Source organism: Streptomyces sp. MMG1533 (genome assembly GCF_001279775.1).
In the GTDB taxonomy this organism is placed as follows: Bacteria; Actinomycetota; Actinomycetes; order Streptomycetales; family Streptomycetaceae; genus Streptomyces.
Genome location: NZ_LGDG01000273.1, coordinates 17,055 through 40,999 on the forward strand (window position 1 = coordinate 17,055; position 23,945 = coordinate 40,999).

The 23,945-nt window shown below is 72.1% G+C and carries 19 protein-coding genes and 1 pseudogene; 6 read left to right on the forward strand and 14 right to left on the reverse strand.

What is annotated here, in order from left to right; all coding sequences use genetic code 11:
* Positions 1-107: 107 nt before the first annotated feature.
* Together ADK57_RS42625 and fxsT are read right to left on the reverse strand one after the other, a co-directional pair.
* A complete protein-coding gene (locus ADK57_RS42625) occupies positions 108-2,030 on the reverse strand; it encodes an NAD-binding protein (RefSeq protein WP_053755155.1) in 1,923 nt (640 codons plus the stop codon).
* A gap of 100 nt (positions 2,031-2,130) precedes the next feature.
* A complete protein-coding gene (fxsT, locus tag ADK57_RS42630) occupies positions 2,131-4,782 on the reverse strand; it encodes an FxSxx-COOH system tetratricopeptide repeat protein (protein ID WP_053755137.1) in 2,652 nt (883 codons plus the stop codon).
* Between the two features lie 138 nt (positions 4,783-4,920).
* On the opposite strand from fxsT, the gene ADK57_RS42635 reads away from it, so the two are divergent.
* Together ADK57_RS42635 and ADK57_RS42640 are read left to right on the forward strand one after the other, a co-directional pair.
* Positions 4,921-5,940, forward strand: coding sequence for a permease (locus ADK57_RS42635; RefSeq protein WP_053755138.1), 1,020 nt, complete (start codon positions 4,921-4,923; stop codon positions 5,938-5,940).
* Positions 5,937-6,695: a TIGR03943 family putative permease subunit gene (locus ADK57_RS42640; protein WP_053755139.1), complete on the forward strand. Its 759-nt coding sequence runs from the start codon at positions 5,937-5,939 to the stop codon at positions 6,693-6,695. The genes ADK57_RS42635 and ADK57_RS42640 overlap by 4 nt, the downstream gene beginning before the upstream one ends.
* 3 nt (positions 6,696-6,698) lie before the next feature.
* Here the strand turns inward: ADK57_RS42640 and ADK57_RS42645 are convergent, their stop codons facing one another.
* On the reverse strand, positions 6,699-7,544 hold the full coding sequence (locus ADK57_RS42645; RefSeq protein WP_053755140.1) for a helix-turn-helix domain-containing protein: 846 nt from the start codon (positions 7,542-7,544) through the stop codon (positions 6,699-6,701).
* 109 nt (positions 7,545-7,653) lie between these two features.
* On the opposite strand from ADK57_RS42645, the gene ADK57_RS42650 reads away from it, so the two are divergent.
* A complete protein-coding gene (locus tag ADK57_RS42650) occupies positions 7,654-8,364 on the forward strand; it encodes an NAD(P)H-dependent oxidoreductase (RefSeq protein WP_078973653.1) in 711 nt (236 codons plus the stop codon).
* A gap of 27 nt (positions 8,365-8,391) precedes the next feature.
* Here the strand turns inward: ADK57_RS42650 and ADK57_RS42655 are convergent, their stop codons facing one another.
* Together ADK57_RS42655 and ADK57_RS42660 are read right to left on the reverse strand one after the other, a co-directional pair.
* Complete coding sequence (locus tag ADK57_RS42655; protein ID WP_078973654.1) at positions 8,392-9,618, reverse strand: serine/threonine-protein kinase; 1,227 nt, start codon at positions 9,616-9,618, stop codon at positions 8,392-8,394.
* A gap of 149 nt (positions 9,619-9,767) precedes the next feature.
* Complete coding sequence (locus tag ADK57_RS42660; protein ID WP_053755141.1) at positions 9,768-10,364, reverse strand: nucleotidyltransferase family protein; 597 nt, start codon at positions 10,362-10,364, stop codon at positions 9,768-9,770.
* Positions 10,365-10,484: 120 nt separating this feature from the next.
* Here ADK57_RS42660 and ADK57_RS42665 point away from each other — a divergent pair, with 120 nt between their 5' ends.
* Positions 10,485-11,699, forward strand: a complete 1,215-nt coding sequence (locus tag ADK57_RS42665; RefSeq protein ID WP_053755142.1) for an amidohydrolase family protein — start codon at positions 10,485-10,487, stop codon at positions 11,697-11,699.
* A 90-nt stretch (positions 11,700-11,789) separates the two neighbouring features.
* Here the strand turns inward: ADK57_RS42665 and ADK57_RS42670 are convergent, their stop codons facing one another.
* Entirely contained in the window at positions 11,790-13,022 is a 1,233-nt protein-coding gene (locus tag ADK57_RS42670) for a GNAT family N-acetyltransferase (RefSeq protein ID WP_053755143.1), read from the reverse strand.
* A gap of 351 nt (positions 13,023-13,373) precedes the next feature.
* Between ADK57_RS42670 and ADK57_RS42675 the strand changes: the two genes are divergently transcribed.
* Positions 13,374-13,580: a ferredoxin gene (locus ADK57_RS42675; protein WP_053755144.1), complete on the forward strand. Its 207-nt coding sequence runs from the start codon at positions 13,374-13,376 to the stop codon at positions 13,578-13,580.
* Here the strand turns inward: ADK57_RS42675 and ADK57_RS42680 are convergent.
* The 4 genes from ADK57_RS42680 to ADK57_RS42695 form a co-directional block, all read right to left on the reverse strand.
* Positions 13,577-14,332, reverse strand: a complete 756-nt coding sequence (locus ADK57_RS42680; protein ID WP_053755156.1) for a glycosyltransferase family 2 protein — start codon at positions 14,330-14,332, stop codon at positions 13,577-13,579. The two genes, ADK57_RS42675 and ADK57_RS42680, sit on opposite strands and share 4 nt — an antisense overlap.
* A gap of 8 nt (positions 14,333-14,340) precedes the next feature.
* Positions 14,341-14,928 (reverse strand): UTRA domain-containing protein, encoded by a 588-nt coding sequence (locus tag ADK57_RS42685; protein WP_053755145.1) that lies wholly within the window; start codon positions 14,926-14,928, stop codon positions 14,341-14,343.
* Between the two features lie 160 nt (positions 14,929-15,088).
* Positions 15,089-19,048: a WD40 repeat domain-containing protein gene (locus ADK57_RS42690; RefSeq protein ID WP_053755146.1), complete on the reverse strand. Its 3,960-nt coding sequence runs from the start codon at positions 19,046-19,048 to the stop codon at positions 15,089-15,091.
* 523 nt (positions 19,049-19,571) lie between these two features.
* Positions 19,572-20,366 (reverse strand): MBL fold metallo-hydrolase, encoded by a 795-nt coding sequence (locus ADK57_RS42695; RefSeq protein ID WP_053755147.1) that lies wholly within the window; start codon positions 20,364-20,366, stop codon positions 19,572-19,574.
* A gap of 91 nt (positions 20,367-20,457) precedes the next feature.
* Between ADK57_RS42695 and ADK57_RS42700 the strand changes: the two genes are divergently transcribed.
* Positions 20,458-21,057, forward strand: coding sequence for a CGNR zinc finger domain-containing protein (locus tag ADK57_RS42700; RefSeq protein WP_053755148.1), 600 nt, complete (start codon positions 20,458-20,460; stop codon positions 21,055-21,057).
* A gap of 18 nt (positions 21,058-21,075) precedes the next feature.
* On the opposite strand, the gene ADK57_RS42705 is transcribed toward ADK57_RS42700, so the two are convergent.
* From ADK57_RS42705 to ADK57_RS49610, 4 genes and pseudogenes are all read right to left on the reverse strand, one after another.
* On the reverse strand, positions 21,076-21,813 hold the full coding sequence (locus ADK57_RS42705) for an HAD family hydrolase (protein WP_053755149.1): 738 nt from the start codon (positions 21,811-21,813) through the stop codon (positions 21,076-21,078).
* On the reverse strand, positions 21,810-22,616 hold the full coding sequence (locus ADK57_RS42710; RefSeq protein WP_053755150.1) for a DeoR/GlpR family DNA-binding transcription regulator: 807 nt from the start codon (positions 22,614-22,616) through the stop codon (positions 21,810-21,812). The genes ADK57_RS42705 and ADK57_RS42710 overlap by 4 nt, the downstream gene beginning before the upstream one ends.
* 82 nt (positions 22,617-22,698) lie before the next feature.
* Complete coding sequence (locus ADK57_RS42715; RefSeq protein ID WP_053755151.1) at positions 22,699-23,733, reverse strand: zinc-dependent alcohol dehydrogenase; 1,035 nt, start codon at positions 23,731-23,733, stop codon at positions 22,699-22,701.
* A 76-nt stretch (positions 23,734-23,809) separates the two neighbouring features.
* Positions 23,810-23,945, reverse strand: a pseudogene (locus tag ADK57_RS49610) (carbohydrate ABC transporter permease); the annotation flags it as partial.

Below are 23,945 nucleotides of genomic sequence, written 5' to 3' on the forward strand. Positions count from 1 at the left end.
CCAGGCCGCGGGCAGTCGTGCCGCCGGGGCGGCACGGGTGGGCGCGGGCGGCACCCCGTGCCGCCGGGGCTGCGCGACCCACCTCGCCCAGCCCCGGCGCAGGCCGCCTACGCGCCCGCCCGCTCCCGCCGAGCCCGCCGTCCCAGCAACTCCGCCAACCCCCGCCGGGTAGCCGCCAGCACCACCCGGTCCGACCCCCGCAGCACATAGGTGTCGGGCAGATCCCACACCAGCCCGGAAGTCCTGGCCGACCTCGGCTCCTCATAGGCCTCCTCCGCGGCGGGCTCCTCCCGCCCGTCGCCGGAGGCACCCGTGTCCAGCGCCAACACCCGCCAGGCCCCCGCCCGAAACGCCTCTCCGACCGTCTTCCCCTCCAACTGCGGATGCCCGCCCACCTCCACGGCAGCGAACAACAGCACCCGCCGCTCGACGGGAATCGCCCCCAGGATCTGCCGCCCCATCATCGCCCCGGCGAAAGCGGGCGCGGCCAGATGCGACACACTCCGGCTCCGCGTGGACGCCCCCGGGTGCGCGGCCCGGAGCGTGCGGTACACAGCCGTCGCGAAGTCGTCGTCGTACAGCCGGAGCACGACCCGCAGATCGGGCCGTACGGACCGCGCGTACAGCACGGCCTCCAGGTTCGTCGTGTCCGCGCTGGTCACCGCGAGCAGGGCGCTCGAGCGGTGGATCTTGGCGGCCTCCAGGACACCCTCCTGGGTGACGTCGCCGAGCACCACGGGCACCCGCAGCCGCCGTGCCGTGGCGAGTCCGCGCGCGTCGGGGTCGGACTCGACGCACACCACGGGGATGTGCAGTTCGCGCAGCCGGGTCAGCACCCGTGTGCCGATCTTCCCCAGCCCCAGCAGCACGACGTGTCCGCCGAGCCCGCGCGGCGGCTTGCGCAGCGCGGACGCGGTCCGGAAGGTGCCCAGCGCTTCGAGCACCGCGGCGAGCAGCACCGGAAGGAGCAGCAACCCGACCAGCCCGGAGAGGAGTTGGAGGATCTGCCGGCCGGTGGACGCGCCGACGGCGGGGTCGTTGATGGCGAACAGGTCGAGCAGCGTCAGGTAGGTCGCGTGCAGCGGATGATCGCCGGTGACCAGCGCCAACGCGACCGCGAGTGCGAACACGCACCCCACCAGCCCGGCCAGCGACCACCGCAGCCGCCGCGAGAACAGCGAGGCGAACGGCGGCACGATCGAGCGCCCGGAGGGCAGCGACGGCCCGGAGTACGACACCTGCTCCAGTACGACGGTTCCGCGCCCGACGGCGTCCCGCACCGTCGCCGCGTCGGGCAGCAACAGAGGCCCCTGCTCCCCGCTCTCGGGACCGTTCGGGTCGCCGGCCGGGTCGTTGTGCGTCGCGGACAGCAGCGCCAGCGTGGCCAGCCCCGGGTCGGCCGTCTCGCCGGGCCGGGGCACCGGCCGTTCCACCGCGCGCAGCATCAGCCCGTCGGTCTGTACGACCTTGCTGGTGCCGGCGACGGCGCTCGCGGCCAGCGCGGGTGCGGCCGTGTCGGCGTCGGACATCACGGTCGTGGAGGCGTCGAACACCGCGGCGGGCCCCGTCGTGCCACCGGTCGCCAACGCGGCCGCCTGGTCGAGGAGTTCCTCGATGTGCTGCCCCAACCGCCGGTTGTAGAGCCGCAGTACGAGCCGCAGCGTGGGATTGAGACGGCGGGCGGTGAGGGCGGCGCGAATGTTGGTCTCGTCGTCGTCGTACACGAGGGCGAGGGCGGCCGCCCGGTCCACACCCGCCTCGGCGAGCACGCTCTCGGTCGCCTCCGCGGCCTCCACGAGCACCGGCTCGCCCCCGGCGGGGTCACCCGAAGTGCCGGTGCCGGCGCCCCGGTTGACGGCCGCGTTCACCACCCGGTCCAGCAGCGCCGAGGCCGCGCGGGCACGTCCGACGACCGGCGGGCGTACGGTGCGCTCGGCCGACGGCACGACGAGCGTGACCTGCTCGCCGTACACCCCGCGCAGTTCGGCGGCCAGCCGGTGCGCGAGCCCGTCGTCACCGCACACCACCATGTGCGCGGCGGTCACATCATCCGGCCGACTCTGATTCGGAACGCTCACCACAGGGGGAAAGACTGCCGCACCGGGGCGGAGGGTGCTCCTTCGGGGTCGGTCAGCGGCGCTTCTTCTTCTTGCGGCTGGGCTTGGCGCGTTTGCGTTGGGTCGAAAGGATTCGTTGGGCTTCGAAGGGTCGGCCCAGGGCGATCAGGGCCTTGGCGAGGTTCCGGCCGGCCACCGCTGTGAGCTGAGCCTCGTCACCGAGAACTCTTCGCGCGTCCTTGCGGACCTCATCGAGGAGTTCGGCCGCTTCCGCGAACCTCCGAAGATGGAAGAGGCAGAGGGCCAGGCCGTGAGCCGTGGTGAGCGTGTGCGGATTGGTGTTGCCCACGGACTGCCGCGTTCGGCGGAGGATGTCCTCATACAGAACACGGGATTCCTCGTGCTCGCCCAGAACGTCCAGGACATGGGCGAGCTGGCGTGCGGTCGCCAGGGTCTCGCGATGGTTGTCGCCGAGGCTCTGCTGTTGTCGCCGGAGCACGTCCTCGAGCATCTGACGTGCCTGTCGTGGCTCGCCGAGGCCGATCAGGTTGGTGGCCACGCCGTGAGCGGCGTACAGGGTGTCCCGATGGTCGTCGCCGAGAGTGCGTCGCTGATGCTCGAAGATCTCCTCGAACATGATGCGTGACTTCTTGTTCTTGTCGAGTTGCCACAGGGTGGTGGCCAGGTTGCTGGCGGTCTGCAGGGTGTGCGGATGTTTCTCGCCGAGAACGCGTCGACGACGCTGGTAGGCGTCCTCGATGACGACGTGTGCCTCTGAGTATCTCTGCAGTTCGATCAGCGTGGCCGCCATGTCGTTGGCGGACTCGAGGGTGTCGGGATGGTCGTCGCCGAAGGCGCGTCGGCGGCGAGCGAGAGTGTCCTGAATGACGATCAGGGCTTCGTTGACATCGCCGCTCTCACACATCGCCCGGCCCAGATACTGCATGCACCGGAGGGTGTCCGGATGGTCCTCTCCCAACGAGCGGACCCACAACTCGCTGAGAGCGGTGCTCAGTCTCCAGGCACTGCGTGCCTGACCGCTCACGATGAGGAAGAGCGCGGCGTCGAGCAGGGCCGGCCGCAGCTGGGGCGGCTCGGTGCGATCGATGTACGCCGCGACGAGGTGCGAGGCCGACGGGGCCCAGGCGGGCCATGTCTCCGGCGCTTCCGGATCGCCCGGTACCGCCTCGGCGAGCACCGTCGCGGCGTCGTTCCGGATCTCCTCGGCCTCCCGCTCGCCCAGTCGGTCGCGCAGGACGGCCTGGGTGAGCCGATGGATCTGGAAGTTCTCGTGGTCGACTCGGGCGAGCCCGAACCGGCTCAACGGTCTCAGGGCATTGCGCGTCCACATCACGTCGTCCGGATCGCCGGGGATCGTATGGAGACGTCCCTGTGCCTTCTCCAGCCACCGGGTCGGGATCGGGTCCGGTCCGAAGAATGCCGCGAGGCGCAACACCGCGGCCGCATCCGGGTAGTCGTTCTCCAGGCGCCCCGCCGAGATGCCCACTGCGGCCGCCAGCGACGCCGGATAGTCCGGGGCGCGGTCCACCTGCAGAATCTGTTCCGCATTCGTGGCCAGGAGCTCGCGATACCGCTCGATCGTCATCCCGCTGCCGACGACCCCGGCCGTCTGTGCCATGGCCAGAGGCAGGTCACCGAGGGCTGTGGCGAGCAACTCCGCGTCCTCGACCGTGAGGGAGGGGATCTGGCTCCTGAGGTACGACACGGAGTCGGGGCGGTCGAAGACGCTCAGTTCAGTCTGCCGAGCCACCCCGCGCCAGTCCGGATTGCGCGAGGTGATCAGTACATGCCCCGCCCCTTCCGGCAGCCAGGGTTTGATCTGCTCCGGATCCTCCGCATTGTCGAGAACGATCAACCACCGCCGTCGCGTTCGCAGATCCGCCAACAGCGCGAGCGCGTTGTGCTTGGAGCCCGCGTCCGGCTTCGCGAGCCCCAGCCGATCGGCCAACTCCGTGTAGTGGACGGGAATCTGGTCGGCCTGCTCCGCGTCGATCCACCACACGAGGTCGTACTGCCCGGCGAACCGGTGCGCGTACTCCAGCGCGATCTGCGTCTTGCCGATCCCGCCGAGCCCGTGCAACGCCCGCACCACGGCCTGTCGCCCGCTGAGCAGGTCGTCACGGATCCGGGCCAGATCGGCCTCGCGACCGGAGAAGTCGGGGTTGCGGCGGCCGATGTTCGAGACCAGCTCCTCCGGGGCCGTGTCGCGGGGCAGCCGGGGCTTCGTGTCGTCCTCGGGGGGCAGCTGACCTGTCGCGCCGGAGTTGCCCGGAAAAGCAGGCGGGGTGTCAGGAAGACCCCCGCCGTCGATCGCCTCCCTCAGCGCCTTGAGCGCCGCCGCCTCCTCCAGCCCGTGGATCTCCTTGCGGATCAACGGGGCGAGGAGCGGAGGCACATCGGCAGGTGAAAGAGGTTCCACGACGAGCGGAATCAGCCGCCCGCCACGCGCGAGCGTCGCGTTCTTCTCCGCCTTGGTCCAGCGCTCGGGATCGAAGTACGACCGGGAGAGCAGCGCCACCACGGCCTCCGCCCCGGCCAGCGCCTGCTCCATACGCTCGACGAAGTCGTCCCCGGTGCGCCAGTCCCACACGTCGAGGACGACCTCGTGCCCGGCCTCCTTCAGATACCAGCCGATCCATTCCGCCCAGGGCCGGTCCACCCCCGCGTAGCTGATGAAGAACCGCTGTGTGGCGCCGTCGGTCATCCCCGCCCCCCGAGCCCGAATCTCCCCGTGCCTGTCGTACCGTTCCCGCACATGATCCCGCGCGGAGTTGAGCAACGGCGGCAGAATCCTCGTATAGGAGAAAAGGGATCGACCCCGAAGCCCGGAGGTACCTCGCCCGTGGCCATCACCAAAGCCGCCCCGCAGCGGGCGGGCGAGGGCGCGAGCCCGCCGGTGCGCGAGGAAGAGCGGCGGGGGCTCAGCTCTCCTCTCACCCTGACCCTGTTGCTGGTCATGATGGTGCTTGCCCAGGGCCCCATCCGGCGTGCGCTCGCCGCACCCGTCATGCAGAGCTGGACGACCGTCTTCGTCGCCGTGATCGTGCAGGCGCTGCCCTTCCTGGTGCTGGGTGTGCTGCTGTCGGCGGCGATCGCGGTGTTCGTGCCGGCGTCGTTCTTCGCGCGGGCGCTGCCCAAGAGGCCTGCCCTGGCGGTTCCGGTGGCCGGGGCGGCGGGGGCGGTGCTGCCGGGGTGCGAGTGTGCGTCGGTGCCCGTGGCGGGGGCGCTGGTGCGGCGGGGGGTCACGCCGGCGGCGGCGCTGGCGTTCCTGCTGTCCGCGCCGGCGATCAACCCGATCGTGCTGACGGCGACGGCCGTCGCGTTTCCCGACGCCCCGGAGATGGTCCTCGCCAGGCTTGTCGCGAGCCTGCTGGTGGCGTGCGCGATGGGCTGGTTGTGGCTGCGGCTCGGCCGCGCCGACTGGCTGCGTCCGCCTGCCCGGGAGGCGTACGACGGTCAGGGCAGGGGCGCCGCGTTCTGGGGCTCCGTCCGGCACGACGTGATGCACGCGGGCGGGTTCCTGGTCATCGGCGCGATCGCTGCCGCCACGCTCAAGGCGGTGGTGCCGGAGGGCTGGCTGCGGGTCGCGGCCGACCATCCGGTCGTCTCGGTGCTGGCGCTGGCGATTCTCGCCGTGCTGCTGTCGATCTGCTCGGAGGCGGACGCGTTCGTGGCGGCGTCGCTGACGCAGTTCTCGCTCACCGCGCGGCTGGCGTTCCTGGTCGTCGGGCCGATGATCGACCTGAAGCTGTTCGCGATGCAGGCGGGTACGTTCGGGCGTGGTTTCGCGCTGCGGTTCGCGCCCGCCACCTTCGTCCTCGCCGTCACGGTGTCGGTGCTGACCGGGGCGGTGCTGCTGTGAACCGCCAGGCGCAGGCCGCCGTTCTGTTCCTGCTCGGCGCGGCCTTGCTGCACGCGGGCTTCACCGACCTCTACCTGCGGTACGTCAAGGCCGGGCTGCGCCCGATGCTGCTGGCCTCCGGCGTCGTACTCGTCGCGGCGGCGGTGGCGACGGTCTGGTACGAGTGGCGGGCGAAAAAGGGCGAGCAGGGCGAGCAGGGCCAGTGCGGAGACCAGGGCGAGCAGGGTGAGGGCGGCGGGCACGCGCACCGCGAACCCCGCGTCTCCTGGCTCCTCGTCCTCCCCCTCCTCGCCCTGATCCTGGTCGCCCCGCCCGCCCTCGGCTCGTACAGCGCCCTGCGTACCGGTACGGCCCTGCAACAGCCCTACGGATACGCCGCGTTGCCCGCCGACGGACCCCTCCGCCTCAGCCTCGTCGACTACGCGGGCCGCGCGGCCTACGACCACGGACGTTCCCTCGGCGACCGGCAGGTCAAGGTCACCGGGTTCGTGGCGCTGGACGGCACCGGGACGCCGTACCTGGTCCGTATGGCCCTCAACTGCTGTGCCGCGGACGCCCAGCCGGTCAAGGTCGGACTGACCGGCCGGATCCCGCCGGTGCTGCAACCGGACGCCTGGCTGGAGGTCACCGGCACGTACACGGCCAAGCGGACCCGGGATGCGGTCAACGGCGGGCCGATCCCGTACATCGAGGTCAGCGGTGCCGTACCGGTCAAGGCGCCCAAGGACCCGTACGACGAGACCTGGAACAACTGACCCTCAGACCAGGGCGGTTGTCAGACGTGCGAGGGCCGCGGCCTCCGCCGTGCCCTCCCCGGCGCTGAACACATGCATGATCAGGCCCGCTTCCCCGGGCGCGGCCGGCACGTGCAGGGTCTCGTAGTCGAGGTCCAGCAGCCCGGCGGCGGGGTGTCGCAGCCGCTTGCGTCCCGCCGCGCACATCACCACCTCGCCGGAGTCCCAGATCCGCCGGAAGTCGGCGCTGCCCGCGGACAACTCGGCGATGAGCGCACCCAGTTCGGTGTCGTCGGGGTAGCGTCCCGCGGCCACCCGCAGCTGTCCCACCGCCTCCGCGGCCCGCAGCTCCCACTCGGGGTGCAGGTCCCGGGCGGCCGGGTCCAGGAAGAGGAAACGGGCGTTGTTGCGGTCCCGGCGGCCCGGGTCGGCCGGCCCGCCCATCAGCTCGGCGCCCAGGTCGTTCCAGGCGACGACGTCGAGGCGGTGGTCCGTCACGAAGGCGGGCAGGGGAGCCATGGCCTCCAGGGCCCGCAGCAGTACGGGGCCGACGCGGAGCCTCGGCGTGGACTCGGGCCTGCCGGTGGCCAGGGTGTCGAGGTGCCGGCGTTCCGCCGTGTCGAGGCCGAGGACCCGGGCGAGCGCGTCCAGGACCTCGGCGGACGGCTGGGTGGCCCGGCCCTGTTCGAGACGGACGTAGTAGTCCACGCTGATCCCGGCGAGCTGGGCCAACTCCTCCCGGCGCAGCCCCCGCACCCGCCGCCGGCCGCCGCCGGCGAGCCCGACGCGCTCCGGTGCGACCCGGCCCCGCCGGGCCCGCAGGAAGCCGCCGAGTGCCTTGCCTTCCCCCAACCCGTGCACGCCGTCCATGCGTTCCAGTATGCGCGGCGCGAACGTGGCCCCGGCAGTACCAGGATTCCGGGTCCGCCGGTTCCACAGGGTTCTGGCTGCCCGTCCGCGCCCGGGAGAACGTGACGGCATGACGGAAACCACCGACCGGGGCAAGAAGATCCTCGTCGTCAGCGCCCACCCCGACCCCCGTTCCCTCAACGCCTCCCTCGCCGCCTTCGCGGTCGGCCACCTCCGTGCGGCGGGGCACGAGGTACGGCTCTCCGACCTGTACGCGATGAAGTGGAAGGCGACGGTGGACGCCGACGACTTCCCGGAGCACGGCACCGACCGCCGCCTGCACGTCATGGACGTCTCCGAGGAGGCCACCCTGGCCGGCCGCCTCTCCCCGGACATCGCCGCCGAGCAGGAGAAGATCCGCCGCTCGGACGCGGTGATCCTGCACTTCCCGATGTGGTGGTTCTCCGCCCCGGCCATCCTGAAGGGCTGGATCGACCGCGTCTTCACCAGCGGTTTCGCGTACGGCCACCAGGTCGCCCCGCCCTACGGCGAGGACGCGCCGCTGGCGGGCCGCCGGGCCCTGCTGTCGGTGACGTACGGCGCCCGCGAGCGGTCCTTCTCCGACCGGGGCATCCACGGCCGTCTCACGGACGTCCTCCACCCGCTCCAGCACGGCCTGTTCCGCTTCACCGGCATGACCCCGCTGGAGCCGTTCACGGTGCCCGAGGCGAACTCCCTCCCGGCGGAACGCTTCGCCGAGGCCCGGGAGGAGTACGCGCACCGCCTGGACACCCTGTTCACGGCCGACCCGGTCCCGTTCGAGGCGCCTGCGCGGAGCTGACCGGCGCGAAGGCCGGCCCGCAGGGTCTCAGCCCTCCTCGTCCCGCTCCTCCTCGTCCTCGTCCCTGCCCTTGTCCTGACCGTCCTTGCCCTTCTTCCCGTCCTCCGTACTGGAGGGGCCGGAGGGTCCGGGGGTGTCGGACAGGTTGGTTCCGGAGTCCCCGGACGTGCCGGGCGCCGGGGGAGGGGTGGCGCCGCCGCTGGTGGCCGGTGCACCGCTCCCGGGGGTACCCGCCGAGCTGTCGCCCGGTGCGAACCAGAGCATGCCGGCGAGCATCGCGGCCAGGAAGACCAGGACTCCGGCGACGGTTGCGACCAGGCCACGGACTCCGGGCCGACGGGCCGGTGTCGTGCGGGCCCGGGAGGGCCGTACGACGGCGGACGGCAGCGTGTACGTGGCCGCCGCGACCGGCGCGGGTTCCGGTTCCGGCAACGGCTCCGACCGCCCCTGCCACGCCCTGCCGCCGAACCACTCGGCGATCTGCGGCGCGGTGGGGCGGTCCTCGGGCCGCTTGGCGAGGAGCCCGAGGAGGAAGCTCTCGAAGGCGGGCGGGAGCTCGGGGCGGTCCTGCCTCGGCGGTACGGGGGACGCGTCGAGGTGCTGGTGGAGGATCGCGACCGCGGTGCCGGCCTGGAACGGCGGGCGCCCGGTGAGGAGTTGGTAGAGCAGACAGCCCAGCGCGTACACGTCCGAGGCCGGACCGGCGGGCTGCCCCAGCGCGCGTTCGGGGGCGAGGTAGAGGCTGGTGCCGACGATCTGGCCGGTGGTGGTGAGCGCGCCGGACGGGTCGTCCACGAAGCGGGCGATGCCGAAGTCGCCGATCTTCAGGGTGCCGTCGGCGTCCAGCAGCAGGTTGGCGGGCTTGATGTCGCGGTGCACGATGCCCTGCTGGTGGGCGGCGGCGAGTCCGGCGGCGGCCTGTGCGGCGATCCGGGCCACCTGCTCGACGGGGAGCGGCCCCGCGGTGCCGAGCCGCCGGGCGAGGCTGTCGCCCGCGACCAGTTCCATCACCAGGAAGAGGCGGCCGTCGTACTCGCCGAAGTCGTAAACACCCACCACGTGAGGGTGGTTGAGTCGCCCGGCGGTCTGGGCCTCCAGCCGGAAGCGGGAGGTCGCCGTCGGGTCGGAGTCGTGGGGTAGGAGGAGCTTGACGGCCACCGTCCTGCCGAGCGTCTCGTCCAACGCCCGCCAGACCTCCCCCATCGCGCCGCGTCCGATGGGGTCCTGCAGCCGGTACCGGCCCGCTATCAGCACCTGTGGTTCATCCTCATGCCGTAATGAATCTCGACCGCCGCAGGGCTCAACACGCCACGGTGACGCGGGTGTTGGTGGGGGGGTGCCGCAGCCGACCCAGCCTACCGGCGGACGGCTGCCCGGTGTTCACGCACGGGCATCCCCACGGTTCAGTCCGGCCACGGCAGAACGGTCAGCTCCGGCCATTCCCCCTTCCAGCGCCGCGCCTTGGTCTCGTAGACCTCGCGCGGGGCGAGGACCGGGTTGGGGCGGAGCACGAGGTTGTAGATGTCGGAGAGGCCGTGCGGGGCGTAGACGCGCCACTCCCCGTCGGGTTCCAGCCGTACGCCCAGGCAGCACGTCGTCGCCGCGAAGGAGTCGATCGCGGCCTCGGTGGAGTCGTACGGCGGACAGGGCACCCCGAACTTCTCCTCGTACCAGAGGTGCACGCGGGCCTCGTTGCGGATCTCCACCTCGGCCGGCAGCCCGGCGAACACCTCCCGGCCCGCCCTGATGACGGCGTCCTCCGCCGCCCAGGACAGGTCGGAGTCGTCGAAGTAGAAGAGGTCGTAGTCCTTGATGCCGCCTGCGGGGGGCCTGCCGGTGGCCACGTTCCACACGGTCTGGAAGAGGCAGCCCGACGTCACGTACCAGCCGGGCAGCTCCAGTGCCGAGGCCCTGGCGAGCACGGCGGTCAGGACCTCGTTCCGGGAGAGCGCTGAGCGCAGGGCGGCGAGTTGGTCGGGGAGAGGGAGTCGGCCTGGCATCCGTCCTCCCTACCACGATCAAGGTGGCGTGTATTGCTGCCGCAGGAGCCTCCCCCTACGCTGAATCTGATGGATCGTCAGATTCGTGCCGGGGCATCGGCAGGCAGTAGGGGGCAAGCAGTGGTCAGCGCCGACAGCAGTACCAGGGAACTGCCCAAGGTCATCAGCGTGGACGATCACGTGATCGAACCCGCGCACCTCTTCGAGACATGGCTCCCGGCGAAGTACCGGGACAGGGGGCCGAAGCCGTTCACCGCGGGTATCGGTGACCTTCAGTACGTCGGGGGGAAGTACCGGTTCACGACCGACCCCGAGGGTCAGATCACCGACTGGTGGGAGTACGAGGGCGAACTCTTCCCGTACAAGCGCATCATCGCGGCCGTCGGCTTCTCGCGGGACGAGATGACGCTCGACGGGATCACGCGGGAGCAGATGCGGCGGGGCTGCTGGGATCCGAAGGCCCGGCTGGAGGACATGGAGATGAACCATGTCGAGGCCTCGCTCTGCTTCCCGACGTTCCCGCGGTTCTGCGGGCAGACCTTCGCCGAGGCCAAGGACAAGGAGGTCGGGCTCGCGTGCGTGCGGGCGTACAACGACTGGATGGTCGAGGAGTGGTGCGGCGACAGCGGTGGCCGGCTCATCCCGCTGTGCCTCATCCCGCTGTGGGACATCGACCTGGCCGTCGCGGAGATCCGGCGCAACGCCGAACGGGGCGTACGGGCCGTGACGTTCAGCGAGATCCCGACGTATCTCGGGCTGCCGTCGATCCACTCCGGCTACTGGGACCCCTTCTTCGCGGCCTGCGAGGAGACCGGGACCGTGGTGAACATGCACATCGGGTCCTCGTCGCAGATGCCGGCGGCGTCCCCCGACGCTCCCCCCGCCGTCCAGGCCGCGCTGAGCTTCAACAACGCCATGGCGTCGATGATGGACTTCCTCTTCTCCGGGGTCCTGGTGAAGTTCCCGCGGCTGAAACTGGCCTACAGCGAGGGCCAGATGGGCTGGATTCCGTACGCCCTGGAGCGCGCCGACGACGTCTGGGAGGAACACCGGGCGTGGGGCGGGGTCAAGGACCTGATCCCGGAGCCGCCGTCGACGTACTACTACCGGCAGATCTTCTGCTGCTTCTTCCGCGACAAGCACGGCATCGAGGCGATCAAGACGGTCGGCGAGGACAACGCGACCTTCGAGACGGACTATCCGCACGTCGACTCGACCTGGCCGCACACCAAACAGGTCGCCGCGGAGCACGTGGCCGGCCTCTCCGACGAGGTGACGTACAAGTTGCTGCGGGGGAACGCGATCCGGATGCTGGGACTGTCCTTCGACCAGTGAGACCACCGGGTCAACGCGGCGAAGGCCGTGCAGGGCGGCGGTCAGGGCTTGGTCGCCGCGGTGATCCGGTGCAGGGTGGCGAGCGCGCGGTCAGAACCAGTGCAGGCAGTGCGGGGAGCGCTCGGCGCGGAAGAGGGCGTCAGCGAGGGTGGCCGCGCCCGGGCGGTGGGCCAGGATGTGTCCGGCACGCACGAGCGTGCTCGGGGCGGTGCCGCCGAGGTAGACCGAGCCCAGGTCGCGCACGTCCAGGGACAGGTCGGGCTCCCGGTCCGTCGGGACGCAGTCGGCCTTGCCGTCCTGGACGGTCAGCAGGTAGCGGCCGTGCTCGCCGAGGAACGGGTCCTCGACGTCGAGGACGAGCTCGCCGTCCATGAACCAGCCGCGCGCGGTCAGAGCACGCGGGACGTCCAGCAGCCGCACCCAGAGCCAGTCCATGTCGCCGCTCACCTCGCCGGCGCGGCGGTCCGCGAGCTGCCAGCGCAGCGGGTGCTCGGGCGGGACGTGCTGGAACACGATCTGAGAGACCAGGTCGTGTCCGAGTACGAACCGGGCCAGGGCCGTGAAGACGGCGTCGTCGGTGGCGATGGTCTCGTCGACCGTCAAGGCGTTGGGCTCGCCGATCGAGTAGCTGGCGTACCCGTCCGGGACGCCGTCGGAGTCCCGGTGGACGGCGACGTAGCGCGGCGCCGGCGAGATCGGGGGCTGCCCCGCGCGCAAGGCCCACCAGCGGTGCGGCCGGGACAGCGCACCGGGCTGGGCGCGGCGATACCGGTCGTAGACCTCTTCCAGGATCTCGCCGCACTCGGCACGACGCAGCACCTCGACCGAGCCGTTGTCCGAGCCGGTCGCCGGGCCGTCGGCCACTTCGCGCGCCCGGGGAACGGCGAGGGCGGCCTGGTGGCGCGGCACCGTCAGCCGCGCCGTGTAGGTCGCCGGTCCGTAGCCGAACCTGCCGTAGATCGGGGCCTCGGAGGCCAGCAGCACGGAGAGGAACTCCCCGCGGGCCCGCACCTCGGCGAGCTGATGACGCATCATCGCGCTGAGCACGCCCTGGCGCCGGTGGGAGGGCAGGACGCCGACGGCGGTCACCCCGGAGGCCGGGACGAGGGTCTCACCGGGCAGGGTGAGCTCGAAGGAGTGCGCGGCGGCGGTGCCGACGGGCCGCCCGTCCGCCGTCAGGGCGAGCAGGCAGCGGTCCGTTTCGAGCGCCGACCACCAGAGCCCGCCGCCCTCGATCGGGGTTTCCGGGAAGCGCCCGAACGCGGCATGGACGGTGTCGACGAAGACGTCGAGATCCTCATCGGTCGTGGAACGAATCTCCATCGGTGCCGCTGCCTCCTCGAAATACCGGCACCACGACTCGTGGTGTCCGGCCACAGTGCAGCGTCGACCCGTGGCCGGGGCAAGCGAATTACGGCCGGGCCCGCGGCCGGTCACAGCACAGCCTGGTCCCGGCCCGGCCCGGGGCGAGTCGACATGGCCGGGCTCGGCAGCGCCGATCTCCGCCGCCGGCGCCCCGTCGTGGACGCCGGCACACGACGGACCGTTCCCGTCCTCGAACAGGAAGTCGCGACACCCTCCATGCCGGCCGCCAACCCCACACCCGTTCAACGGAGTTGAGGTCAAGCTCGGAAAGGGCGCCTAGAAGGCGCGTTCCACGGGCAGGCAACGCACATGAAGGTCTCCGTGGATCCCAACCTCTGCTACGGCTCCGGCGAATGCATCTACCGCGTTCCGTCCGTCTTCACGGTGGCGGACGGATTCGGCGCCGTCATACCCGGCCGCGAGGACACCGGCGACGATCCGGACGTGCGGGAGGCGGCCGAGCTCTGCCCCTCGCAGGCGATCAGCCTCACCGACGTTCCCGAACAGCACACCTAGGGCGCCGGCCAGCTCCACCCCGACCCCGCGAGCGCCCGTGCCCGCGCCTCCACCACGGCCATCCGCGCCCCCCGCTCGGCGGTGTCCACGTGCGCCGCCTGCCCGGTCGCCTGCCCCTCCCACTTGCGGTACAGCAGCCCGACCTCCGCCGAGAACCACCCCCGGCTCACGGAGTTCAGCGCCAGCAGCAGCCCCGTGTCCTCGGAGGCGGGCAGCGCCATCCAGCCGCCGAGGGCCAGCAGCAGATCCCGTCGTACGAAGAGGGTCGCCGGGTGGACCTGGGCCCGGAAGCCGTTGGTCCGCCAGAAGTCGAGCACGACGCCGCGCTCGATCGGACCGTTCGCCGGGTCGCCGGGGAAGCCCACCGTCGAGCCGTCCGGCAACCGGTCCAGGGCGCGGGAGGTCGCCCAGCCGATCGTGGGGTCGGCTTCGAGGGCGGTCAGATCGCGGGCCAGGGCGCCGGGGGTGAGCTGGTCGTCGGCGTCCAGGATCTTCACGTACGCGCCCTCGGCGTGCGCGAGCGCGATCGTGCGGGCGACGCCGGGGCCGCCGGGCCGCCCCTGCCGGAAGGTCACCCGGGCGTCGTCGGGGACATACGGGGCGACGGCGTCCGTCCGCCCGTCCTCCTGGATCACCCAGTGCCACTCCCAGCCGTCCGGCAACTCCTGTTCGCACAGCGATTTGTGGGCCTCGGGGAGAAAGGGGGCCGAGGGGGCGTGGACGGCGGTGACGATGACGATGCGCCGGGTCACGGCGGCACTCACCACCTTTCCAGGGGAGTGGTGAAGAGGAGCTCCGTACGGTCGCCGGGGAGCGTGACGCGGCAGAGGTCCACCACGCGGTCGTGGATGTCGTACGACGTCTTGCGCAGCAGGATCACCGGGGCCCCGGCGGCGAGCTCCAGCGCGCACGCCTCCTCCGGGGTCGGCGGACGTGCGGTGACCCGCTCCTCGACGCGGCAGAGCTCGATGCCGACGGTGTGCAGCTGGTGCTGGGTGCCGCCGGGCCAGGGCTCGTTGGACTCGTCCAGGAGGGCCGGGTTCGCCGCGATCATGTGACGGACGAGGTAGGAGGTCACGAGGCTGAGCGGGGCGCTCTCGGCGGCGTACCTCGTCCGGTAGCTGCGCTCGAGGAGCGGGGTGCCCGGTGGGACACGGAAGGCGTCGGCCAGGTCCGCGGGCGCCTCGGTCTCGCGGTACTCCGCGTGGAAGACGAGGTCCCGGCGCTCGAAGCCGGTGTCGTGCTCCGTGACCCCGGTCCGGGCCCGCTCGGCCCGGGGCGCGTGCACCCGGTTCTTCTCCCACTGGTGCCGCAGGTTGTCACGGACCACTTCGTACGCCTTCGGCACCTGGTCAGCCTACGACTCCCGGCCCGGTCGGCCGGGCACGGAAACGCCCGACCGCTGGCGACGGGGGATGCACCAGCGATCGGGCTATGGCCAACACTAACAAGGCTGCTTGCCCGGCGGGAGACGACTGCTGAGCCGTAGCAGGAAGTTGTGAGCGGGATCACTGGCCGCACGGAGGCTCGTACGACAGACGCGGCAGGTACTCGTGCCACTTCTCCGGTGTCAGAACGCCCCTGGTGGTCGAGCAGATGTGGCTGACGGCGTCGTCGACGTCGAGGTTCCACAGCCTTACCGTGTCGGTGCCGCTGGACACCCCGATCATGTGGCTCTTGGGGCTGAAGGACAGGAAGTTGCCCGTCTTGGCGTTGGGGCTCATCGACTGGCCGATGGGGGAGGCGTGTGCGGGGTTGCCGGAGTCCCAGAGCCGGACCGTGTTGTCGTTGCCGCCGCTGGCCAGGATGTCGCCGTCGTCGCCGAAGGTCAGCGACACGACCGCTTCGGTGTGGCCGGTGAGGGGGGAGCCCAGGAGGGTCGCCTCGGAGGGGTCGCCGACGTTCCACAGCCGCACGGTGTCGTCGTCGCTGCCGCTGGCCAGAGTGTGCCCGTCCGGGCTGAAGGCGACCACGTTGACGGGGCCGAGGTGACCCTTGAGCGCGGTGCCGAGGGCCTTCGTGCGACCGGGGTCGGTGACGTTCCACAGCCGGACGCTGCCGTCCGCGCTGCCGCTGGCCAGCGTGTGGCCGTCCGGGCTGAAGGCGAGGGCGTTGACATAGCCCTTGTGGCCGGTGAGGGGCGCGCCGGCCGGAACGACGTGGGACGGGTCGCTGACGTTCCACAACCGGATGGTGCGGTCGTCGTAGGCGGTCGCCAGGGTGCGCCCGTCCGGGCTGAAGGCCAGTGCGTCGGGGCCCATGAACCGGGTCCGCAGGGTGAGGTGCGGTCCGTAGGGGACCGGTCGGGTCGGGTCGGTGACGTTCACCAGATACACCTCCCGGCTTCCCGTCAGCACCGCGAGGGTGTGGCCGTCGGGAGTGAACGCCAGCGAACGCTGGCCTTCGTCGCCGGGCATGAACGGCTCGCTCAGGGACACGGGCCGGTCCGGCCTGTCCACGTTCCACAGCCGGATCCGTCCGTCGCGCGCGGCCGTGGCCAGCACCCGCCCGTCCGGCCGGAACGCGCCGGTCCGGCCGATCATGTCGGACGTGGGGATCGACCACAGGCGGACCTTGCTGTCGCCGCTTCCGGTGGCGAGGGTGCGGCCGTCCGGGCTGAAGCCCAGCGCGTACATCTCGCCGCTGCTCCCCGCGAGCGGCTCGCCGACCTGCGCCGGATAGGCCGGATCGCTGACGTTCCACAGGCTCGCCGTGCTGTCCGCGCTGGCGGCGGCGAGCGTCGTACCGTCGGGGCTGAAGGCCACGGACCACACGGCGCCGGTGTGGCCGGTGAGCGGCCCGCCGAGAGCCTGGGCATGACCGGGATCGGCCACGTCCCACAGCCGTACGGTGTCGTCCGCGCTGCCACTGGCGAGCGTACGGCCGTCGGGGCTGAAGGCCACGGAGTGCACGAGGTCGGTGTGGCCCTTCAGCACCGGGCCGACCCGCTTCGGGCGACGAGGATCGGCCGTGTTCCACAGCCGGATCGTGTCGTCGTCGCCGGCGGCGGCCAGCGTCCGTCCGTCGGGGCTGAAGGCCACGGCACGGACCGCGGCCGTGTGCCCGGTGAGGGCGCCGAGCGCCTTCGGCCGGCTCGGGTCGCCCATGTCCCACAGGCGTACGGTCCGGTCCTCGCCGGCGGAGGCCAGCGTGTGTCCGTCCGGGCTGAAGGCGAGCAGGTAGATCGTGCCTTCGTGACCGGTCAGGGGCTTGCCGATCGGGGTCGGGTGACGGGGATCCCGTACGTCCCACAGGCGAATGGTGCCGTCGTCCCCGGCGCTGGCGAGGGTGCTGCCGTCGGGGCTGAAGACGGCGCTGCTCACCCAGCTGGTGTGCCCGGTGAGGGGCTTGCCCAGCGGCTTCGGGTGCGTCGGGTCCCGCACGTCCCACAGGCGTACGGTCCGGTCGTAGCTGGCGGTGGCCAGGGTGTGGCCGTTCGGGCTGAACGAGGTGAGGTAGACGGCGCCGGTGTGGCCGAGCAGCGGGGTGGCCAGCGGGGCGTTCACGATCGAGATCAGCCGGTTGTTCGTCCCCTCGTCGCCCGGCCGCAGGTCATGGGCCACCAGGTCGAGCTGGGCGGACAGCGAGGGGTCCGTGTACTGGACGCGGTCCGCCTCGGCGACCACCTGCTCGAACACCGCGTCGTTGCGCTGCTGCCACGCGATCACCGCCGCGCCGACGGCCACCATGGCCAGGACGACCAGCGCCGACACCGCGCCGCGGCTGATCCAGACGGTGCGCCTGTGCAGCCTGACCGAGGCGGCGAGGAAGTCCACCGCGCTGCGGGTCAGGAAGGTCTCGCCCGCGGACTTCGCCCAGCTGTGGGCCTGTTCCAGCCGCGAACCCCGGTAGAGCAGGGACGCGTCGCGGTGGGAACCCTCCCAGGCGCGGCCGTCCTCCTCGAGGCGCTGGCGCAGCAGGTGGTCGCCCCGGCCCTCGTCTATCCAGTCGCGCAGCCGGGGCCAGGCGGTCAGCAGCGCCTCGTGGGTGATCTCCACGGTCTCCGCGTCGAGCGTCACCAACCGGGCCTGTACGAGAGCTTCGAGCGACTCCTCCGTCTTGCCGGGGTCCCTCGACTCCTCCGCCAGCTGCCGTCGCGTCCCCCGCCGACGGGTCGCTTGGGTGTCCTCGCCCAGCCGGACCAGCCGGAGCAGCAGCAGGCGCGCGGCCGTGCGTGCCGCCGGGTCGAGCCCGGACCAGGCCCGTTCGGCGGTCGCCGCCACCGCCCCCTGGATGCCGCCCGCCGCGCGGTAGCCGGCCAGCGTCAGCCGGCCGCCCTTGCGGCGCTGCCAGGTGGCGAGCAGGGCGTGGGACAGCAGCGGCAGCACCCCCGCGTCGTGCGCCCCGCGCGGCCCGTCCGCGCTCACCTCCCGCACGATCAGCTCGGCGAGGCCCGGTTCCATCTCCAGCCCGACGGCCTTGGCGGGCCCGGTCACCGCCTCGCGCAACTCCGCGGTGGTCAGCGGCCCGAGCACCATGTGCCGGTGCTGGAGCGCGTCGGCCAGTTCGGGATACCCGAGGCACTGCTCGTAGAAGTCGGCCCGGATGCCGAGGACCACGAGCACGGGGGCCTGCCCGCCCGGGCCGACGGGCGTGCACGCGGCGTGCAGGAACTGGATGAACGTACGCCGGTCCGCCTCGTCGGAGCAGAGGGTGAACGCCTCCTCGAACTGGTCGACGATGACGACCGGAGGAGCGGGGTTCTCGCAGCGCGCCGCCCACGCGGTGACGGCGTCCCGGACGGCCTCGGGCTCGTCGGCGCCGGCCGCGACGTCCGCGAGCTCCGGTATCCGGCCGGTCAGTTCCGCGAGCGGATCGGCGCCCGGCACGAGCTGGAGCACCTCCCGCGCCGGCGCGTCGCTCTCCTCGCCCGGCCCGCCCCGCTGCAGGGCGGGCACCAGGCCGGCGTTGAGCAGGGAGGACTTTCCGGCCCCCGAGGCACCGACGAGCATCACCAGGCCGCCCGTCTTCTCCGCCGCGCGCAGCTGGGTGACGAGAGCCTCGGTACTGCGCTCCCGGCCGAAGAACCACCGGGCGTCCTGCTGACGGTAGGAGGCGAGCCCGCGGTAGGGGCAGACACCGGCCCGCTGCTCCTCTTCCTCCGGGGAGGAGGCGGGCCGCTCCCCGGCCGGATCGGCCACCGCCCGCTCCCACAGCCGCTGCCACTGGCCCAGGTCGTACAGCCCGGGTGCCACCGGCGCGGGCCGCGCGCGGCGGGCCTGGGGAATCAGGACATGCAGTACGGCGGACAGGGCGGCGAACTGCGCGGGCACGTTCTTGGCCCGCCGCCAGTCGCTGATCCGCTGGGCGGACACCCGGACGGCCCGCCCGCGTTCGTCGACCCGCTGAAGCCGTACGACCGCTTCGGACACGCTCTTGAGGGGAGGGTTGCCGGCTTCCCTGTACAGAAGCGCCAGGCGTTCCGCGAAGGCCGTGCGTGCCCCTGAGTCGGAACTCAAGGCGTCCACCCCTTACTTCCTCCGCGCTTGGACATCCGGACCACCGGACCACCGGACCACCGGACCGTCCGGACCACCGCCCCCTTGGACCATCCGGACCGGAAAACCCACTTTATACGGCTGACCTGCGGTTAAGGTTCCGGACCGGCACCGGAACCTCCTCATCCGGCCCCCCTGCTGGCAGGATCACGACGCAACAGCGCAGCAACCGGACGTCGTCCGGACAGGCCACCAGCTCAGCGCTCGGAGAGACCACCCATGACGCCGTATGTTCTCGGTCAACTTCCGCCGGAAACCCGACACGGCGCGCCGGTCTCCTTCCCTGAGCACCAGAGCCCCGTGGAGCCGGTCCCACCCGGACCGGGCACACGCCGACCACGGGCCCCGGCCTCGCCACGATCCACGCCGCCACGGCACGGATCGACGCCGCCCGCATGGTTCGGCACCGGTCCCCACGAGGGGAGGGACCGGTGCCGGACGACGCGTGGTACGTGCTGTTGTGGTGCTCGGCAGGTTCGCGCCGTGGTGGTGCTCAGCCCAGTTGCAGGCGGTCGGCCAGTCCGGCCGTCGTGAACGCCTTCACGACGTCGTCGCGGCCTTCGGTGAAGTGGGCCCAGCTGTCGCAGTGCACGGGAACCACCCGGCGCGCGCCGAGAATCCGAGCCGCCTCGGCGGCCCCGGCGCTGTCCAGGACGAGCGGTTCGCCCTCGAAGAGCACCGGGAAGCGGGGGGCTCCGGCGAACAGGACGGCAGTGTCGACCGGGCCGAAGCGCTCGGCGATCCGCCGGACCGCGTCGAGCGAGGCGTTGTCACCGCTGACGTAGACGGTGGGCAGGCCCTCCCCGGTCAGGACGAAGCCGACCACCTGGCCGGTGATCGGCACGACCTCCTCGTGCGTCCCGGGTCCGTGGATCGCGGGCACGCCGGTCACGGTGACCGTGCCGCCGCCCGGGCGGTCCAGCCCCACCGACTCCCAGTCCTCCAGCCCCTTGGCGTCGCCGCCCAGGCGCTTGGCGCCCGTGGGCGTGGTGAGGGTGAGCGGGATTTCGGCGAGCAGGGCCCGGCCGGACCGGTCGAGGTTGTCGGCGTGCTCGTCGTGTGAGAGCAGGACCACGTCGACACGGCCGAGATCGCCGGAGGCGGCGGCCGAGGGCGCGGTCTTGGTCAGGGTCGGACGGCCGGGATTCGGGTAGTCGCCGGGCGCGTCGAAGGTGGGGTCGGTCAGGAAGCGCAGACCGCCGTACTCGAAAAGGGCGGTCGGGCCGCCGAGGACGCGGACGGGGATCTGCTCGTCCGTCTGCTCGTCGGTCGTGCGGGTAGCAGTCATGAAGGGACACACCTCACGGATGGGAGTTGGTCTATCCGTGAGAGACTGTAGTCCTTTCTCACGGATGGCCGCAAGCCGTACCATGAGATCCATGAAGGAGACCGTGACCGCCGAGCCCGCACCACCGCCCGCGCCGGGCGCGGAGCAGTACCTCGCCCTCGACTTCGCCAACACCGCCATCGCCCTGCCCGGCGGCCAGTTCCTCGACCTCCTCGGCACCCCCGCCGCCGCCAACCGGTGGCTGGCCGAACGTGACCTCGCCCCGACGGACGCCGGAATGCGGGAGATGTGCGCGGCACAGCTGCGCTCACTGCGCGAGAACGTCAGGGCCCTGCTCGCGTCCCGGGTCGCCGGGCTGCCCGCACTGCCCGCGGCCCTCTCCGCCGTCAACGACGCGCTGACCAGGGTCCCCACGGCGGCCCTGCTGCACTGGGACGAGAAGAACGGCCCCTACCGCGCAGCCCCGCACCCCACCACGCAGATCGTCGACCACGCCCTGGCGACCCTCGCCGCCAACACGGCCGACCTGCTCACCGGCCCCGACGCCGAACGCCTCACCGCGTGCGGCTCCCCTCCCTGCGGCCGCTATCTCCTCAGACACGGTCGCCGCCACTGGTGCTCCACCCGCTGTGGCGACCGCGCCCGCGCGGCCCGCGCCTACGCCCGGCGCACGGGGCGCGAGACGGACTGAACAGCGGGCGGTACGGGGTCAGCTCACGAGCCGCAGCACGTCCGCCAGGCCCCGCTCACCGGTGCGGTGTTCCGCCGGCAGGATGTAGGTGCGCAGACCGCAGGCGGTCGCGCCGCCGTCGCGGACCGGGTTGTCGCCGACCATGAGCGCGGCACGGGGGTCGACGCCCAGGCCGGCGCAGGCCTTGAGGAACAACTCGGGGTCGGGCTTCTCGCGGCCCTGCTCGTAGGAGATGACGCAGGTGTCGATCAACGCGTCCATCCCGTGGTGGGCGAGGTGGATGCGCAGGTCCCAGGCGAAGTCGCTGACGATGCCGACGCGCAGTCCGCGCCCGCGCAGGGCACGCAGGACCGGTTCGGTGTCGGGGTAGGGAACCCAGGCGTCCGGGGCGGTGAGTTCCCGGTAGGCCGCCTCCTCCGCGCCGCGCAGGAAGTCCACCTGCTCCCACCATCCCCACATGGCACGCCGGTGCTGTGCGGAGGAGAGGTCCCGGCCCTGCTGGGCGGCGACCACGGAAGGCAGCCGGAAGGCGGCGCGCAACTGGTCGGAGATCTCGGCCACCGCGCCGGGCCGGTCGAGCACGGCGAGGCGGTCGCAGGCTGCGCCGACCCGGCGCAGCCAGGTCTCCAGGTCGATCATCTGGAAGAGGGTGTTGCTGAAGTCGAACACAACGGCCTGGACCGGCGGCACGGGCGCGGCCATCTCGGCGTCGCCGGGGCGGTAGGCGCTCGGTGTTTCGAACAGGGTGTGAATCACGGGGAGGGCTCTTCGGGTTCGACCGTCTCGACGGGGACTCCGAGGGCGCGTATGGCCGCGAGTTCCGCGTCGGGGGTGGCGGTGTCGGTGATGACGCCGTGGTAGTCGGCCACGGTGCCGTACGTGTACGTGGCGGTCTTGCCGAACTTCGAGTGGTCCGCCAGGAGCAGCGCCTGTTCGGCGGAGGCGAGCATGGCCAGCTTCACCTCGACGTAGTCGTTCAGGGGGTGGAAGAGCCGGCCTTCGAGGACCGCGGTGGCGGACATCAGGGCGAGGTCGGCCCGGATCCGGGACAGGGCTCGGGTGACGGTGGGACCGGTGCAGGAGTTGAAGTCGCCGCGGTAGTGGCCGCCCAGCAGCGTGACGCTCACGCCGGGCGCGGACCCGAGGCGCTGCGCGAGGCCGACGGAGTTGGTGACGACGTGCAGCTGGTCCAGCAGGGCCAGCGCGGGGACCAGCGGGAACAGACTGGTCGAGTCGTCCATGAGTACCGTGCTGCCCGGCCTGATCCGGCCGGCGACGGCCGCGCACAGCGCGTTCTTGGCCGCGAGCGCGCTGTTCTCACGGAAGCGGGTGGCCGTCTCCATGGTGAGGGCGGGGAAGGCGACGGCCCGGCCGCGCTCCTTGCGCAGCAGGTGGCGCCCGGCGAGGTCGTCGAGGTCCCGGTGCATCGTCATCAGGCTGACGTCGAAGTGCCGGGCGAGGTCGTCGATGCGGGTCTCGCCGTGGTCGGCGACGTACCGCAGCACGGCCTGGCGCCGTTCCTCGACGGCGGCCTGCGACAGTCGCGCTCGGGCGGTCACAAGGCCCCTCCTTCCCGGTCGCTCCGGTTTCGAAGTCTCGCACACGGGCCGGTGCGGGCCGTGCCTGTCCCGTCCGCTCCTCCTACGGACCGTCGATCGCGACCAGCACCTTGACCTGCTCGGGGTCGACGGATGCGGCGAAGGCCTTGGCGGCGTCCTCCAGCGGGTAGGTGGCGGTGACGATCTCGGTGGTGTCGACGGCGCCCGAGGCGATCAGGGACATGGCGGTGCGGTAGTCATCGCCGGTGTACATCAGCGTGCCCTCGACGCGGATCTCCCGGTCCTGGATCAGATCCAGCCGGATCGGGGTCGTACCGGCGGCGCCCACGCCCACCACGACGACATGACCGCCCTTGGCGACCAGGTCGGTGGCCTGGGCCATCGACTGCTCCCGGCTCACGCAGTCGAAGACGACGTCGACCGGGCCGCCGAGCGCCGCCTGGACCTGCTCGACCAGGTCGGGGGCGTCGGCGGGCAGCGCCGCGTCGGCGCCGAGGCGCAGCGCCCGGGCCCGCTTGCCGTCGAGCAGGTCGGTGACGGCCACCCGGGCGGCGCCCGCGTGCCGGGCGGCGACGAGGGTGAGCAGGCCGATGGGGCCGGCACCGAGCACGGCGACCGTACGGCCGGTGAGGTCACCGGCCTTCGCCACCGCGTGCACCGGGGTGGCCAGGGGCTCCACGAGGGCGGCCTCGATGTCGGTCACGCCGTCGGGGACGCGGTGGACGCGGTCGGCCGGGATGGTGAACAGGTCGGTCATGGCGCCGGGCGTCTGGCAGCCGAAGACCTTCAGTTCCTGGCAGATGTTGTAGCGGCCGGAGCGGCACTGGGGGCACCGCCCGCAGTACAGGTTGGGCTCGATGAGCACCCGGTCGCCGGGCGCGAAGTCCTCGGCACCCCTGCCCGCCGCGGCGACGACGCCGACCGCCTCGTGACCGGGGCGGTAGGGCAGGTCGATGAAGGGATGGTGGCCGGCCGCGGCATGGGTGTCGGAGCCGCACACGCCGACGACGGTGGTACGCACCAGGAGTTCGTCGTCCCCGGGGACGGGGGCGGGCACGTGCTCGATGGTGATGTCGTCGAGGGAGCGGACGAGAACGCGGCGAATCTGCTCGGTCATGGTGGAGGGTTCCGTTCGGTTTCGGGCGTTCACGCGGGCGCGTCGGCGGGGCGGGGCTGTACCTGGAGTGCCGTTGTCACTTCACGGCTCCCAGGGACAGGCCGCGGACGAGCTTGTCCTGGGCGGCGAAACCGGCGATGAGGACGGGCAGGGAGACCAGGGTGGCGGCGGCGCAGAGCCGGGCGAGGAAGAGGCCTTCGTTGGTGATGAAG